Origin of the sequence: Pseudomonas frederiksbergensis, from assembly GCF_900105495.1 — a bacterium.
GTDB lineage: Bacteria > Pseudomonadota > Gammaproteobacteria > Pseudomonadales > Pseudomonadaceae > Aquipseudomonas > Aquipseudomonas frederiksbergensis.
Window position 1 is genome coordinate 438,956 of sequence record NZ_FNTF01000002.1, and the last position, 15,810, is coordinate 454,765.

Here is a 15,810-nt window from a genome sequence, read left to right on the forward strand (position 1 = left end):
AGTCAGCATGGCCCACCCGTTTGCAACCCTCACCCCAGACCTCGTGCTCGATGCCGTCGAAAGCATCGGCTTTCTCAGTGACGCGCGCATTCTGGCGCTCAACAGCTACGAGAACCGTGTCTATCAGGTCGGTATCGAAGACTGCGAGCCGCTGATCGCCAAGTTCTACCGCCCGCAGCGCTGGACCAACGAAGCGATTCTCGAAGAACACCAGTTCACCTTCGAACTCGCCGAGTGCGACGTGCCGGTAGTGGCGCCGATGATTCACAACGGTGCCAGCCTGCATGAACACGCCGGGTTTCGTTTCACCCTGTTCCCCCGCCGCGGTGGCCGTGCGCCGGAGCCGGGCAATCTCGATCAGCTGTATCGACTGGGGCAACTGCTCGGTCGCCTGCACGCGGTCGGCTCTACCAAACCGTTCGAACACCGCGAAGCGCTGGGTGTGAAAAACTTCGGTCATGACTCGCTGACCACATTGCTCGAAGGCAATTTCGTACCCAAAAGCCTGCTGCCCGCCTACGAGTCTGTCGCCCGCGACCTGCTCAAGCGGGTGGAAGAGGTCTACAAAGCCACGCCGCACAAGAACATCCGCATGCACGGCGACTGCCATCCCGGCAACATGATGTGCCGCGACGAGATGTTCCACATCGTCGACCTCGACGACTGCCGCATGGGCCCTGCGGTGCAGGACATCTGGATGATGCTGGCGGGTGACCGTCAGGAATGTCTCGGTCAGTTGTCGGAATTGATGGACGGCTACAGTGAGTTCCACGACTTCGATCCGCGGGAACTGGCGCTGATCGAACCGCTGCGCGCCCTGCGCCTGATGCACTACAGCGCCTGGCTCGCCCGCCGCTGGGACGACCCGGCGTTCCCGCACAGTTTTCCGTGGTTCGGCAGTGAACGGTATTGGGGCGACCAGGTGTTGGCCTTGCGCGAACAACTGGCTGCGCTCAACGAAGAACCGTTGAAGCTCTTCTGACGAACACAAATCCCCATGTGGGAGCGGGCTTGCTCGCGAATACGGTTTCACATTCAACAGTGATGCTGAATGAACTACCGCTTTCGCGAGCAGGCTCGCTCCCACAGTTGTTTGTGTTCACAAATAACCAACCTAATCAGGTAGGACATCCGTAGACAATTCTCCTTACAATCCCCTCTTTGTTAGCTGCCTAAGCAAGGATTCTGCATGCAAGCCGCCAACCCGCGTCGCGGGTACATTCTGGGCCTGAGTGCCTACATCATCTGGGGCCTGTTCCCGCTCTACTTCAAAGCCATCGCCAACGTGCCCGCCGTGGAGATCATCATCCACCGCGTGCTCTGGTCCGCGCTGTTCGGCGCCTTGCTGCTGATGGTGTGGAAACATCCGAGCTGGTGGCGCGAGTTGCGTGACAACCCGAAACGCCTGGCGATCCTGGCCCTGAGTGGCACATTGATCGCGGCCAACTGGCTGACCTACGTCTGGTCGGTGAACAACGGGCGCATGCTCGAAGCCAGTCTCGGTTACTACATCAACCCGCTGGTGAACGTGCTGCTGGGCATGTTGATCCTTGGCGAACGACTGCGGCGCATGCAATGGCTGGCGGTTGGCCTGGCGGCGGTCGGCGTCGCCCAGCAGGTCTGGCAAGTTGGCAGTCTGCCGTGGGTGTCGTTGGTGCTGGCACTGACCTTCGGTTTCTACGGATTGATCCGCAAGCAGGCACCGGTCAAGGCGCTGCCGGGTCTGGTGGTGGAAACCTGGATGCTGGTGCCGATTGCGATTGCCTGGCTGCTTTTCAATCAGACGGCCACCAGCGCTCAGCCCGAGTTCTGGACTACGTCTGAAGCCTGGTGGCTGGTGGCCGCGGGTCCGGTGACGCTGGTGCCGTTGGTGTGTTTCAACGCCGCCGCACGGCATTTGCCCTACACGACGCTGGGCTTTCTCCAGTACCTGGCGCCGACGCTGGTGCTGTTGCAAGCCGTGCTGCTGTTTGGCGAGCATTTGTCGTCGAGCACACTGGTTGCGTTCATCTTTATCTGGGCGGGCCTGGCGATTTACAGCGTCGACGCGTGGATAAGTATGCGTCGTCGCCGCTGATCAAAAAACACACAAACCTCTACAGGCCACGGCTACCGTGGCCTGCATCGATCCTTCCCAAGGTTATCCACAACGTGATCCCCGGCGTTTGTGCGCAAGTCACTGAAACTGCTGGTTTTTTGATCAAATCCTGAAGAAGCCCGGCCGACGTGGCCTGGAGGATGGTCTCTACAGGTTATCCACAGGCAGGTGCACGTATAACTTGGATAACCTGTTCAGGGCTCACTGCGCAGCACCAATTCGACCATCAAATCATCCGCCAGGGTTTCCAGGCGCGATTGCAGCACGTCAAGGGACAACGTCAGCGGCACGGCGAGAATCGCTTCGGCGTGGAACAAAGGCTCGCTGCTCATCGGCGCCGGACGTACTTCGGTCACCAGACGCTCCAGGTTCACCCCCTGCTCACTCAGCAGACGCGTGATGTCGCGTACGATCCCCGGGCGGTCATTGCCCACCAATTCCATGGCTATGGGTTTCCAGGTGCAGGATTGCTCGATGCCGCTTTCGGCAATCAGTACACGAATGCCGTGGGCGGACAACGCCTGTAGGGCATCGACCAATTCATCGTAGGCCTCGGCCGGCACGCCCACGCGAAGAATCCCGGCGAACTGCCCGGCCATGCGCGACATGCGGCTCTCCAGCCAGTTACCGCCGTGCTCGGCGATGCATTGGGCAATGCGCTCGACCTGCCCAGGCTTGTCCGGAGCGAAAACAGTGAGTACGAGGTGGTCCATGGCGCAGCCCTCTTGTCATGACTTTTGTTATAGAAAAGCAAGTATAGGCAAGGGACCGGAATCAGCCCGGCACTACTTTTTTGTGGCGAGGGAGCTTGCTCCCGCTGGGGCGCGAAGCGGCCCCCTGAATAGCCCAGACGGACCGCTTTCGCTGATTTTGCGACTGCTGCGCAGCCGAGCGGGAGCAAGCTCCCTCGCCACAAAAGCAAGGCCCCATAGCAGGGCAATGAAGATTATGTGTACAAGTTTTTATATTTAACTGGAACAATCCAATAGTTTTTTGAGAACATCCCGTTCCCCGACGTGACCGCAATGCGTCATGGCGTCGCAGAACGACGTATTTAGTCTAATTTTCACAAGCGCAATTCATCATGTAGTATGCCGCAGCGCGCACTACATAACGCTGGATCGATGTCTGCCGCAGGTACAGCCACAACCTGAAAGCCCCGTCAGCACGGCCTCAACGCCGTTGATTGGTCATAACCCAGCCGCCCGCAATGGCATGTACTGGTCAACAGGTTTGTGGTTTAAATGCCAGAGGCTTCATTGTTAAATTGAAGAGCTGAAAAGCGAAATAGCTGAGCAGAGTGAGGCAAGCAATGACTGAACACGTTCAAGTCGGTGGCCTGCAGGTCGCCAAAGTCCTGTTCGACTTCGTGAACAACGAAGCCATTCCCGGTACCGGCCTCACCGCCGATAAGTTCTGGGCCGGTGCCGACAAGGTCATTCATGACCTGGCGCCGAAGAACAAAGCCCTACTCGCCAAACGCGATGATATCCAGGCTCGTATCGATGCCTGGCACCAGGCTCGTGCAGGTGTTGCGCACGATGCGGTGGCCTACAAAGCCTTCCTGCAAGACATCGGTTATCTGCTGCCAGAAGCGGCTGATTTCCAGGCAACGACGCAAAACGTCGATGACGAAATCGCCCGCATGGCCGGTCCACAGCTGGTGGTTCCGGTGATGAACGCCCGTTTCGCGCTCAATGCCTCGAACGCCCGTTGGGGTTCGCTGTATGACGCGCTCTACGGCACCGATGCCATCAGCGAAGCTGACGGCGCGGAAAAAGGCAAAGGCTACAACAAGGTTCGCGGCGACAAGGTCATCGCCTTCGCCCGCGCCTTCCTCGACGAAGCGGCGCCATTGGCTGCTGGCTCTCACGTCGATTCCACCGGCTACAAGATCGTTGACGGCAAACTGGTGGTCGCCCTTAAAGGCGGCAGCAATACCGGCCTGCGCAACGATGCACAGCTGATTGGTTTCCACGGCGATACAGCCGCACCGACCGCGATCCTGCTGAAAAACAACGGCCTGCATTTCGAAATCCAGGTCGACGCCAGCACCCCGGTCGGCCAGACCGACGCTGCCGGCCTCAAAGACATCCTGATGGAAGCCGCACTGACCACCATCATGGACTGCGAAGACTCCGTCGCCGCCGTCGATGCCGATGACAAAGTGGTGATCTACCGCAACTGGCTCGGCCTGATGAAGGGCGATCTGTCGGAAGAAGTCTCCAAGGGCGGTCAGACCTTTACCCGCACCATGAACGCCGACCGCACTTATACCGGTGTCGATGGTAAGGAACTGAGCCTGCATGGTCGTTCGCTGCTGTTCGTGCGCAACGTCGGTCACCTGATGACCATCGACGCGATCCTCGATAAAGACGGCAACGAAGTACCCGAAGGCATCCTCGACGGCCTGGTCACCAGCCTCGCAGCGATCCACAGCCTCAACGGCAACAACTCGCGCAAGAACAGCCGTACCGGCTCGGTCTACATCGTGAAACCGAAGATGCACGGCCCGGAAGAAGCGGCGTTCACCAACGAGCTGTTCGGTCGCATCGAAGAAGTGCTGGGCTTGCCACGTAACACGCTGAAAGTCGGGATCATGGACGAGGAACGCCGTACCACGGTCAACCTCAAGGCCTGCATCAAGGCTGCCAGCGAGCGTGTAGTGTTCATCAACACCGGTTTCCTCGACCGTACCGGCGATGAAATCCACACCTCCATGGAAGCCGGCCCGATGGTGCGCAAGGCGGACATGAAGGCCGAGAAGTGGATCGGCGCCTACGAGAACTGGAACGTCGACATCGGTTTGAGCACCGGCCTGCAAGGTCGCGCCCAGATCGGTAAAGGCATGTGGGCGATGCCGGACCTGATGGCTGCGATGCTCGAACAGAAAATCGCTCACCCGCTGGCCGGTGCCAACACTGCCTGGGTTCCATCGCCGACCGCTGCCGCACTGCACGCGCTGCATTACCACAAGGTCGACGTGTTCGCCCGTCAGGCTGAGCTGGCCAAACGTGCGCGCGCTTCGGTGGATGACATCCTGACCATCCCGCTGGCCGTCAATCCGGACTGGACTGCAGAGCAGATCAAGAACGAACTGGACAACAACGCCCAGGGCATTCTCGGTTATGTGGTGCGCTGGATCGACCAGGGCGTGGGCTGTTCGAAAGTGCCGGACATCAATGATGTCGGCCTGATGGAAGACCGTGCGACGCTGCGTATTTCCAGCCAGCACATCGCCAACTGGCTGCGTCACGGCATCGTCACCGAAGATCAGGTCATGGAAAGCCTCAAGCGCATGGCGCCAGTGGTTGACCGTCAGAACGCCAATGACCCGCTGTACCGTCCGCTGGCCCCGAACTTCGACAGCAACATCGCCTTCCAGGCGGCGGTCGAACTGGTGGTCGAAGGCACGAAGCAGCCGAACGGCTACACCGAGCCGGTCCTGCACCGTCGTCGCCGCGAGTTCAAGGCTGCCAATGGCCTGTAACTAAGCGCTGACGCCGGACAAAAAAATGCCCTGATCGAAAGATCAGGGCATTTTTGTTTGGGAACGATCACCTACACATCCATTCCCAACTCATGCTTGACCAGCGCCAACAGCTTGTCGGTATCGATAGGCTTGAGCAGAAAATCCACCACACTCAAATGCATCGCTTCGATGGCGTCTTTCACATCGGCGTCGCCGGAGACAATGATGATCGGCAACGCCGCCCGCACCGACTCACGTACCTGACGGATCAGATCCAGGCCATCGACATTGCCCATGCGTAAGTCAGTGATCATCAAACCGATTGAAAGCTTTTTCAGTTCAGCTTCATCAACCAACATCTTGAGTGCAGTTTCGCCACTTGCTGCGGTAATGCATCGAACCCCACCGAGTTCCAGAATCTGCGACAACAACTCCCGCGCGTCTCTATCATCGTCAACGATCAATACCCTTTGCGTCGGCAGGGCAGGTTCCAGCATGAGGGCACTCAGCGCCTCGCGCTCGGCGTCACTCAAAATATCGTGGTCGGACATGGCTTACTCTACGATTTCATTTCTATTCCCTAGCACATCCGTCAGACATCGCTAAGCAGGCCTTCAATGTGCACTTCGTCGGAAAAATTTCCTATAGCCAATGTAGGAGGTTTTTCGCACAGTTGCGTCAGACATTTCCCAAATACCTACAGCTTCACGTCCTACCTAGACTTACGTCCAATGGGCACCCCGCGCGCAGGGGCCGACCATGGCTGAGTCATCCGACAACAACAATCAAAAGACTGCGGTAATGGTTATGAGTAAAGAGGATGCCTTCACACAGGCAGGGAAAACCGCGGTGTTGCAGAACATCCAGGGCACTTTGCAGTTCCTTCAGCGCTTCCCGCCCTTCAATCAAATGGAACACGCTCACCTGGCGTACCTGGTCGAGCAGTGCCAGCTGCGTTTTTATGCGCCCGGCGAGAGCATCCTCAAGCCCGCCGACGGCCCGGTCGAGCATTTCTACATCGTCAAGCAAGGCCGGGTCGTGGGAGAACGCCCGCATACGGCCAAGGGCGGCACCGAAACCACCTTTGAAATCACCACCGGCGAGTGTTTCCCCCTCGCCGCGCTGCTGGGTGAGCGCGCGACGCGCACCGAACATCTGGCCTCCGAAGACACCTTTTGCCTACAGCTGAACAAGCTGGCGTTCATCAAACTGTTCGCGCTTTCCAACGCATTTCGCGACTTTGCCCTACGCGGCGTGAGCAGCCTGCTGGATCAGGTCAACCAGCAAGTCCAGCAAAAAGCCGTGGAAACCCTCGGCACCCAGTACTCGCTCAACACCCGCCTGGGCGAATTGGCCATGCGTCATCCAGTGACCTGCAGCCCGACTACGCCACTGCGTGAAGCCGTGACCCTGATGCATGAGCAGCAGGTCGGCAGCATTGTGGTGGTCGACGAAGATAAAGCGCCGTTGGGGATTTTCACCCTGCGCGACTTGCGTCATGTGGTGGCCGACGGCACTGACGATTTCAACGAAGCCATCGAGCGCCACATGACCCGGGCGCCGTTTTTCCTGTCGCCGGACCACAGCGCCTTCGATGCGGCAATTGCCATGACCGAACGGCACATCGCCCACGTTTGCCTCGTGAAAGATCATCGCCTGTGCGGCGTGGTTTCGGAACGTGATCTGTTTTCCCTGCAACGGGTCGATCTGGTGCATCTGGCGCGGACCATCCGCAGCGCCCAGAAAGTGGAAAACCTGGTCGCGATGCGCGGCGAAATCGGTCAACTGGTGGAGCGCATGCTGGCCCACGGCGCTTCTTCAACCCAGATCACGCACATCATCACCCTTCTCAACGACCACACTGTATGCCGGGTGATCGAACTGACCCTCGCCGAGAAAGGCGACCCCGGCATTGCGTTCAGTTGGCTGTGCTTCGGTAGCGAAGGCCGCCGCGAACAGACGCTGCATACCGATCAGGACAACGGCATTCTGTTCGAAGCCCGGGACGCGGCCCACGCCGCCGAGATTCGCGGCAAATTGCTGCCCATTGCCCAACAGATCAACCAGAGCCTGGCGCTCTGCGGTTTCACCCTGTGCAAGGGCAACATCATGGCCGGCAACCCTGAGCTGTGCCTGTCCCGTGCCGAATGGTCCCGACGTTTTGCCGCGTTTATCCGCGAAGCCACACCGGAGAACCTGTTGGGTTCGAGCATTTATTTCGACTTGCGGGTGGTCTGGGGCGACGAGCAAGGCTGCGAGCAGCTGCGTCAGGGCATTCTCGATCAGGTGAATGACAACCGCCTGTTCCAGCGAATGATGGCCGAGAACGCCCTGCGCAACCGTCCGCCCGTAGGACGTTTCCGTGAGTTCGTACTGGCTCGCAAGAATGGTGAGAAAGCCACCCTTGATTTGAAAGTCCAGGGACTGACGCCGTTTGTCGACGGTGCCCGACTGCTCGCCCTGGCCCATGGCATCGAGGTGAACAACACGCTGGAGCGCTTTCGCCAACTGGTGGACAAAGAAGTCATCGAACGGCTGGACGGTGCGGCGTACGAAGAGGCCTATCATTTCATCCAGCAAACCCGCATGCAGCAACATCAGCTACAGACTCGGGAGAACTTGCCCTACTCCAACCGGGTCGATCCGGACAGCCTCAATCATCTGGATCGACGGATCCTGCGTGAATCCCTGCGCCAGGCCCAACGCCTGCAAAGCAGCCTGGCCTTGAGGTATCAGCTATGAGCCTGTTTTCATGGCTGCGTCCGGCAGGTCCCAGCCTTCCCTGCGACCTTCAACAACGCCTGCAACGCTTGCCCTCGGCGGCAGAGCTGGGCGAATGCAGCCTGCGCGAACAACGCTGGGTGGTGCTCGACCTGGAAACCACCGGGTTGAACCTGAACAAGGATCGGGTGTTGTCCATCGGCGCGGTGGTGATCGAGGATGGGGCGATCGACTTCAGCCAGCAGTTCGAACGCACGTTGCAATGCGCCGACATGAAGTTGGCGCCCAGTGTGTTGATCCATGGCCTGGGGCCAAGTGCGATTGCCGCGGGCAGTGATCCGGCTCAGGCCCTGGTCGAGTTCATGGAATTCGTCGGCGACAGCCCGGTGCTGGCGTTTCATGCGCCGTTCGATCAGCACATGCTCGGGCGCGCGCTGAAAGACCATCTGGGCTACAAGTTGCAGCATCCGTTTCTGGATGTGGCTGATATCGCGCCGCTGCTTTGCCCTCAGGCGCACATTCGCGATGCCGGGCTGGATCAGTGGATCGACTGGTTCAAACTCGAAGTGTTCGAGCGCCACAATGCCAGTGCCGATGCGTTGGCCACCGCTGAGTTGGCGTTGATTTTGTTCAGTCGGGCGCGGCAGTTGCAGATCCATAGCCCGTTGAATCTGCAGCAGCGGTTGAGTCAGTGGAAACGCAGACAGCGAGTGCCTTCCTTCTAAATCTCTGGCGCCTGGTCCGGCGCCTTCGCGAGCAAGCCCGCTCCCACAAGGTTCTGTGTCGTTCACCCATTTCGCGAACGACTCAAAACCTGTGGGAGCGTGGCTTGCCCGCGATGAACGATGACGCGGTTCAATTGAATACACGCCACTCAATCCAACCGACCAGCGCCAATTGCTTACCTCCCCCGCCTCTGCCACAATCGCGAACAATTCTCGTTACTTAACACTTCCCAATCGGTGATGCTGCGTGTCGTCAGTCCAAAGCCCTCAAAGTGAGCTCGTTGGTGCGTTGTATCGCGACCATCGCGGTTGGCTGTTGGCCTGGCTACGACGCAATGTGGCCTGTCCGCAACGGGCTGAAGACCTGAGTCAGGACACTTTCGTGCGTTTGCTGGGTCGTGAAGAACTGAAGGCGCCACGCGAACCGCGCGCGTTTCTGGTGGCGATTGCCAAGGGGCTGCTGTTCGACTATTTCCGCCGCGCCGCGCTGGAACAGGCCTACCTCACCGAACTGATGCTGATCCCCACCGGTGAACAACCGTCGGTGGAGGAACAGCAACTGATACTCGAAGACCTCAAAACCATCGACCGCCTGCTCGGCAAGCTCTCAAGCAAGGCCCGGGCGGCGTTTCTCTATAACCGTCTCGATGGCCTCGGCCACGCCGAAATCGCCGAGCGCCTGGGCGTGTCGGTACCGCGGGTGCGCCAGTATCTGGCCCAGGGCATTCGTCAGTGCTACATCGCGCTGTACGGTGAGCCGGTATGAGTCCGGTCAGTTCCAAACCCGTCTCGGCGCAGGTGCTGGATGCCGCGATTGCCTGGCAGTTGTCCCTGGACTCCGGCAACCCGGTGGAGCGCGAAGAGTTCGCCAAATGGCACGCCGCCCACGAAGAACATGCGCGGGCCTGGCGCCAACTGGGCATGCTCGACCAGCGCTTCAGCGTTGCCAGCGGCCCGGCACGCACCGCGTTACTGCAATCGCGCGAAAGCATTCGCCGGCGCGTGCGCAAACTCGGCAGCGGCTTGGCCAGCATCGTCGCGGTGATCGGGTTGGCGTTGTTTGCCGGTGATCGTTATCTGCCGATCGACTATTGGCTGGCCGACCAGCGCACCGCCACCGGCGAACAACGCACCCTGCGCCTGACCGATGGCACGCTGATCAACCTCAACACCCACAGTGCCGTGGATGTGCGTTTCGATGAAAAACAACGGCTGATCATCCTCCAGGAAGGGGAAATTCTCGTCGAAACCGGCCATGGCGACACCCGGCCGTTCATCGTCGAAACCCGCGAAGGCAGCATGCGCGCACTGGGAACAAGGTTCCTGGTCAAGCGTGAAGAACAAGGTACACGCCTGAGCGTGCTGAAATCAGCGGTGGCGGCTCACCCCGAGTCGAGCCCGGAAGAGCAGATTCTGCGTGAAGGCCAGCAAGTCCTGATGCGCAGCAATGGCCTCGGGCCGATCGTCGCGCTCACCCTCGGCGCCGATGCCTGGACCCGCGGCATGCTGGTGGTGGACAACACACGGCTGGAAGACCTGGTCCATGAACTCGGTCGTTATCGACGCGGGCATCTTGGCGTTGCGCCAGAAATCGCCGACCTGCGCATCACTGGCAGCTTCCCGCTGCACGACACCGATCTGGCCCTGAGCGCCCTGCTGCCGACCCTGCCGGTGCAGATCGAACAGCACACGCCGTGGTGGGTGACGGTCGCGGCGAAGACTGACGCTAAATGATCGTTCCCACGCTCTGCGTGGGAATGCAGCCCGTGACGCTCCGCGTCACATGCCGAAGCGGACGCAGAGCGTCCATTGAGGCATTCCCGCGCAGAGCGTGGGAACGATCCCCCCTTAGCGACTGGTTTACTGAATCGAAATTATTTTCAATCAGCCCTATCACTTTTGAATTCTCGTCCGGCACCTAGGCAATTGAGAAATATTTCCATTCAGGAGCCGCTGTATGTCCCGCTCGCTAGACACCGTGTTGCGCCCCAGTTTGCTGGCGATTGCCATTGCCCTTAGTGCCCCTCTGGCCAGCAGTCAGCTGATGGCCGCTGAACAGGCATCCAGCGTTCGCGCCTACAACCTGCCAGCCGCGGCATTGGCCAACACTCTGAACCAGATCGCCAGCCAGGCGGGTCTGGCGCTGTCGTTGAATCCTTCACTGGCGGCAGGCAAGACCTCGGCACCGGTCAACGGCCAGTTCGACGCTGCCGGCGCCCTGCGCGAAGCCTTGCGCGGCACCGGTCTGCAACTGGAACAAAGCAGCACTGGCACCTTCAGCCTGGTGGCCGTGCCCGAGGGTGTGATGGCTCTGCCGGCGACCAGCGTGATCGGCGCGGAAAACACCGAGAGCGCTTGGGGTCCAGTACAAGGCTACCTCGCAAAACGTACGGCAGCAGGGACTAAAACCGATACGGCGCTGGCGGAGGCACCGCGGTCAATTTCTGTTGCCACCCGTGAACAGATGCAAGACCGCGCCGTGCAAAACCTGGATGACGCAGTCCGTTACATGCCCGGCGTCGTAGCCAGCAGCTACGGCAGCGATAGCCGCGCCGAGTGGTTGAAGGTTCGTGGATTTGAGCCCACCCAATTCCTTGATGGACTGCCCCTGCCCAAGGGCACCTATGCCATGCCGAAGATGGAAACCTGGGATCTGGAGCGTGTGGCATTGTTGCGTGGCCCGGCATCGTCGGTCTATGGCCAGACGCCTCCTGGTGGCTTGATCGATATGGTCAGCCGCCGCCCCGAAGACATTGCCAGCAACGAAGTGCAATTGCAGATCGGCAGCTATCAGCGCAAGCAGATCAGCTTCGACAGCACCGGCCCCATCGATGACGAAGGACGCTTTCTTTACCGTGTCAGCGGCGTGGTGCGAGACAGCAATACAGCCATCGAGCACAACGATGACAAGCGTTACAACATCGCTCCCAGCCTGACATGGAACATCGATCCCGATACCAAGCTGACGTTCCTGAGCCAGTTCAACCGTGACGACACAGGCATCACCAGCCAGTTCCTTCCTTTACAAGGCACCAAGCTTTCAACGCCTGCTGGCGAAGTGAAGTACCACAAGAATCTCGGTGATCCGGAGTGGGAGTTCTACGACAAGACCTATTACGCGTTGGGATATGCTTTTGAGCACCGGATGAACGATGTCTGGCAGTTCCGTCAGAACCTGCGCTACACCAAGAGCGACCTGTCCTTCCAAGGCATTACCGCAGGCGGTTTTTATGGTTCGGTGAGTGACGACGGTACCCTCGCCCGAGGTGCCAACATCGTCAACGAAGACATCAGCCAGTTCGCCGTGGATAACAATTTCCAGGCGGATTTCGACACGGGTTCGATCAAGCACACCGTGTTGCTGGGCCTGGACCACCAGCGCGTCAACACCAATTACAAATGGCTGTATGGCAGCGCGCCGACCAGCAATATCATCACCCCGATCTACGGCCAGGACTTCAGCAACGTCAGCTACACCGCGTTCAATGATTACAACCAGAAGACCCATGACACCGGCCTGTACTTCCAGGACCAGATGGCCCTGGATAACTGGCGCCTGACGTTGGGCGGCCGTCAGGACTGGCTGCACACCGACACGACCTTCTACAACATGAACAATGCCAAGGACACCCGCGACGACACCGCCTTCACCGGCAACGCGGCGCTGAGCTATGTGTTCGATTCCGGCTTTACACCGTACATCTCCTACGCCGAATCCTTCCAGGCGGAAGCCGGCGGCGCCAATGGCGAGGCGTTCCGTCCAGGCACTGGCAAACAATATGAGATCGGTATCAAGTACCAGCCTCCGGGCAGCGACATGTTGTTCACCGCAGCGGCCTATGACCTGACCCGCAAGGACATCGTGCTCAGTGACACCCTGGGTGTATCTCGCCCTCTGGGTGAGGCCAACGTGCGCGGGTTCGAGTTGGAAGCTACCGGAAACGTCAACGAGAACTTGAAATTGACGGCCGCGTACACCTACGCCAACAGCAAGATGACTAAAGTCACCGACCCTCTGGATAAAAACCGCCCACTCCCACTGACCCCGGAAAACCAGGCTTCTGCATGGGCTGATTACACGTGGCATACCGGTGTTCTGGATGGTTTCGGAATCGGCTTCGGCGTGCGCTATATCGGCGAAACCGACAATATCGCCATCGGCAGCATGGGCTTCGTACGCGATCCATCAGACGGCCATAGCAGTTCCTACACCGTCTATGACGCGGCAGTCCATTACGACCTGGGCCGCCTGAACAACACGCTCAAGGGTGTGAGTCTCAGCGTCAATGCCAACAACGTATTCGACAAAGAATACATTTCGACCTGCGACGGTTTTTACTGCTACTACGGCGACCGTCGCAACGTAATGGCCAGCGTCGGCTACAAGTGGTAACGCCTTGATCTGACACACCTGATATCCAAGCCGTCCCTCGAGGACGGCTTTGGTATTTCTGAAGGCTATGAAATGAAAAGCAAAACAATTCGCCGCTGGTCCTTCGTCCACACCTGGACCAGCCTGATCTGCACCGTGTTCCTGCTGATGCTCGCGCTGACCGGGCTGCCATTGATCTTCCATCACGAAATCGACCACTTGCTGGGCGATGCCGCTGAATTGAAGACGATGCCGGCGGACACCCCGCATCTGAATTTGCAGCAGTTGGTGCTGGCCGCTGAAAAACATCGCCCCGGCGAAGTGATGCAGTATTTCGGCTTCGACGAAGACGAGCCCAACGCCGTGATCACGATCATGGCGGCCACCGCGGGCACTGAGCCGAATTCTTCTCACACCTTCATGCTCGACGCCCGCACCGGTGAAGCGCTGGAAATGCCGTCGGCCAACGGCGGCTTCATGATGATCATGTTGCGTCTGCACGTGGACATGTTTGCCGGTCTGCCGGGCAAGTTGCTGCTGGCGTTCATGGGCATTCTGTTCGTGGTGGCGATTGTGTCCGGGACGGTGCTGTACCTGCCGTTCATGCGCCGATTGAAATTCGCCACCGTGCGCCAGGACAAATCCACGCGCCTGCGCTGGCTCGATCTGCATAACCTGATCGGCGTGGTGACCTTGACCTGGGCCTTGGTGGTCGGCGTCACCGGCGTCATCAGCGCTTGCGCCGACTTGCTGATTGCCGCGTGGCGCAACGACAGCTTGAGCGCGATGGTCGCGCCCTATCGCGACGCGCCGCCATTGACCCATTTGGCGCCAGCGACCCGCTTGCTCGACATCGCCAAGGAAGTCGCTCCGGGCATGCAGCCGGACTTCATTGCCTTTCCCGGCACACGCTTCTCCAGCGAACACCATTACGCGGTGTTCATGAAAGGCAGCACTCACCTGACCTCGCACCTGCTGACACCAGTGCTGATCGACGCCAGCACCCTGCAAGTCACCGCCGTGGCTGAACGCCCGTGGTACATGGACGCCATGGGCATGTCCCAGCCGCTGCACTTCGGTGATTACGGCGGCATGCCGATGAAAATCCTCTGGGCGACGTTGGATGGGCTGACCATCGTCGTGCTCGGCAGCGGCGTTTATCTTTGGGTGGTGCGGCGCAAGGCGGTGAAACCGGTGCTCGAAAACGCGGAGAGTGCAGCATGAGGCCGCGGCAGTCGAATTTCTGGAAAGTCTTCTCCACCCCGACAGTCATCGCCCTGCTCAGCGCGGCGGGGTTGTTTTCCGCGTTGCTGGGCGATGGCGTGTGGGACGCCTTGAGCTGGCTTGGACTGGGCATTCCCGCCATCCTCGCCCTGCGCGGCCTGCTGCAACGCCGCTAACCCAAATCGATCGGCGAACTCCTGTAGCAGCTGTCGAGCAGCGCGAGGCTGCGTCCGGCTGCGTAGCGGCCGCAGTCCGGCAAACGCGATTTGTCTGAAACAACTCGGCCGCAGGATGCACGACTGCTGCGCAGCCGGACGCAGCCTCGCGCTGCTCGGCAGCTGCTACAGAGTTAAATGCGCCAACCGTTTGAGCTCCCGGATCCACGCGCTATGCTGCCCAGCACTGCCCACTCCGAGATGCTGCCATGTCCGCCCCCAGCATGACCCTGTTCCACAACCCGTTGTCGCCCTTCGTTCGCAAAGTCATGGTGCTGCTGCACGAAACCGGTCAACAGGACCGCGTAGCGCTGCAAGACTGCGTGCTCACACCGGTCAGCCCGGACCTGATGCTCAACGAAGACAACCCGCTGGGTAAAATCCCGGCCCTGCGCCTGGCCGATGGCAGCGTCATCCATGACAGCCGGGTGATCCTCGATTACCTCGACCACCAGCACGTCGGCAACCCGCTGATCCCGCGTGACGGTTCGGCCCGCTGGCGGCGCCTGACCCTGGCCTCCCTGGCCGACGGGATCATGGACGCGGCGGTGCTGATTCGTTATGAAGTCGCCCTGCGTGCCCCGGAAAAACACTGGGATGAGTGGCTCGACGGCCAGCGCGAGAAGATTCGTCGTGGCCTGGCATTGCTGGAAGCGGACGCGATTGCCGAGCTGACCAGCCACTTCGACGTGGCGGCGATTAGTGTCGCCTGTGCGTTGGGCTACCTGGATTTGCGCCATCCGGATCTGGAATGGCGCACGGTGAATCCGAAGCTGGCTGCTTGGTATTTCGAAGTCAGTCAGCGGGCTTCGATGCTGGCGACGATGCCTAAGGTTTAGATTTTTACTGGCTGTCAGGGCCTCTTCGCGAGCAGGCTCGCTCCCACAGTTGATCGGTTGTGTGCACGAATTTTGTGTTCACTGGAGATCCCTTGTGGGAGCGAGCCTGTTTGCGATGGCACCACTGCGGATCCACTGGAAACA

13 protein-coding genes are annotated in these 15,810 nt (G+C 59.6%); 11 read left to right on the forward strand and 2 right to left on the reverse strand.

Annotation, left to right across the window (positions count from 1 at the left end):
• The first annotated feature begins 7 nt into the window (after positions 1–7).
• The gene (locus BLW70_RS02660; protein WP_074871461.1) at positions 8–982 is read left to right on the forward strand and encodes a serine/threonine protein kinase; all 975 of its coding nucleotides are present in this window, start codon (positions 8–10) and stop codon (positions 980–982) included.
• A gap of 207 nt (positions 983–1,189) precedes the next feature.
• Positions 1,190–2,077: an EamA family transporter RarD gene (gene rarD / locus BLW70_RS02665; protein ID WP_074871463.1), complete on the forward strand. Its 888-nt coding sequence runs from the start codon at positions 1,190–1,192 to the stop codon at positions 2,075–2,077.
• A gap of 215 nt (positions 2,078–2,292) precedes the next feature.
• Here the strand turns inward: rarD and BLW70_RS02670 are convergent, their stop codons facing one another.
• A complete protein-coding gene (locus tag BLW70_RS02670; RefSeq protein ID WP_007947710.1) occupies positions 2,293–2,811 on the reverse strand; it encodes a glycine cleavage system transcriptional repressor in 519 nt (172 codons plus the stop codon).
• Positions 2,812–3,410: 599 nt separating this feature from the next.
• Here BLW70_RS02670 and BLW70_RS02675 point away from each other — a divergent pair.
• Positions 3,411–5,588 carry a malate synthase G gene (locus tag BLW70_RS02675; protein ID WP_074871464.1) on the forward strand — a complete coding sequence of 726 codons (2,178 nt, stop codon included), beginning with the start codon at positions 3,411–3,413 and terminating at the stop codon, positions 5,586–5,588.
• 71 nt (positions 5,589–5,659) lie between these two features.
• Here the strand turns inward: BLW70_RS02675 and BLW70_RS02680 are convergent, their stop codons facing one another.
• A complete protein-coding gene (locus tag BLW70_RS02680; RefSeq protein ID WP_074871465.1) occupies positions 5,660–6,121 on the reverse strand; it encodes a response regulator in 462 nt (153 codons plus the stop codon).
• A 250-nt stretch (positions 6,122–6,371) separates the two neighbouring features.
• Between BLW70_RS02680 and BLW70_RS02685 the strand changes: the two genes are divergently transcribed.
• From BLW70_RS02685 to BLW70_RS02720, 8 genes are all read left to right on the forward strand, one after another.
• Positions 6,372–8,312 carry a putative nucleotidyltransferase substrate binding domain-containing protein gene (locus tag BLW70_RS02685; RefSeq protein WP_074880389.1) on the forward strand — a complete coding sequence of 647 codons (1,941 nt, stop codon included), beginning with the start codon at positions 6,372–6,374 and terminating at the stop codon, positions 8,310–8,312.
• Positions 8,309–9,016 carry a 3'-5' exonuclease gene (locus tag BLW70_RS02690; protein ID WP_074871466.1) on the forward strand — a complete coding sequence of 236 codons (708 nt, stop codon included), beginning with the start codon at positions 8,309–8,311 and terminating at the stop codon, positions 9,014–9,016. The genes BLW70_RS02685 and BLW70_RS02690 overlap by 4 nt, the downstream gene beginning before the upstream one ends.
• A 247-nt stretch (positions 9,017–9,263) precedes the next feature.
• Positions 9,264–9,782 carry an RNA polymerase sigma factor gene (locus BLW70_RS02695; RefSeq protein ID WP_074871468.1) on the forward strand — a complete coding sequence of 173 codons (519 nt, stop codon included), beginning with the start codon at positions 9,264–9,266 and terminating at the stop codon, positions 9,780–9,782.
• The gene (locus BLW70_RS02700) at positions 9,779–10,750 is read left to right on the forward strand and encodes a FecR domain-containing protein (RefSeq protein WP_074871469.1); all 972 of its coding nucleotides are present in this window, start codon (positions 9,779–9,781) and stop codon (positions 10,748–10,750) included. The genes BLW70_RS02695 and BLW70_RS02700 overlap by 4 nt, the downstream gene beginning before the upstream one ends.
• A 223-nt stretch (positions 10,751–10,973) precedes the next feature.
• Positions 10,974–13,409 carry a TonB-dependent siderophore receptor gene (locus BLW70_RS02705; protein WP_074871471.1) on the forward strand — a complete coding sequence of 812 codons (2,436 nt, stop codon included), beginning with the start codon at positions 10,974–10,976 and terminating at the stop codon, positions 13,407–13,409.
• 72 nt (positions 13,410–13,481) lie between these two features.
• Complete coding sequence (locus BLW70_RS02710) at positions 13,482–14,612, forward strand: PepSY-associated TM helix domain-containing protein (protein ID WP_074871473.1); 1,131 nt, start codon at positions 13,482–13,484, stop codon at positions 14,610–14,612.
• Positions 14,609–14,788 carry a hypothetical protein gene (locus tag BLW70_RS02715; protein WP_074871475.1) on the forward strand — a complete coding sequence of 60 codons (180 nt, stop codon included), beginning with the start codon at positions 14,609–14,611 and terminating at the stop codon, positions 14,786–14,788. The genes BLW70_RS02710 and BLW70_RS02715 overlap by 4 nt, the downstream gene beginning before the upstream one ends.
• 248 nt (positions 14,789–15,036) lie before the next feature.
• The gene (locus BLW70_RS02720; protein ID WP_074871476.1) at positions 15,037–15,666 is read left to right on the forward strand and encodes a glutathione S-transferase; all 630 of its coding nucleotides are present in this window, start codon (positions 15,037–15,039) and stop codon (positions 15,664–15,666) included.
• Positions 15,667–15,810 lie beyond the last annotated feature (144 nt).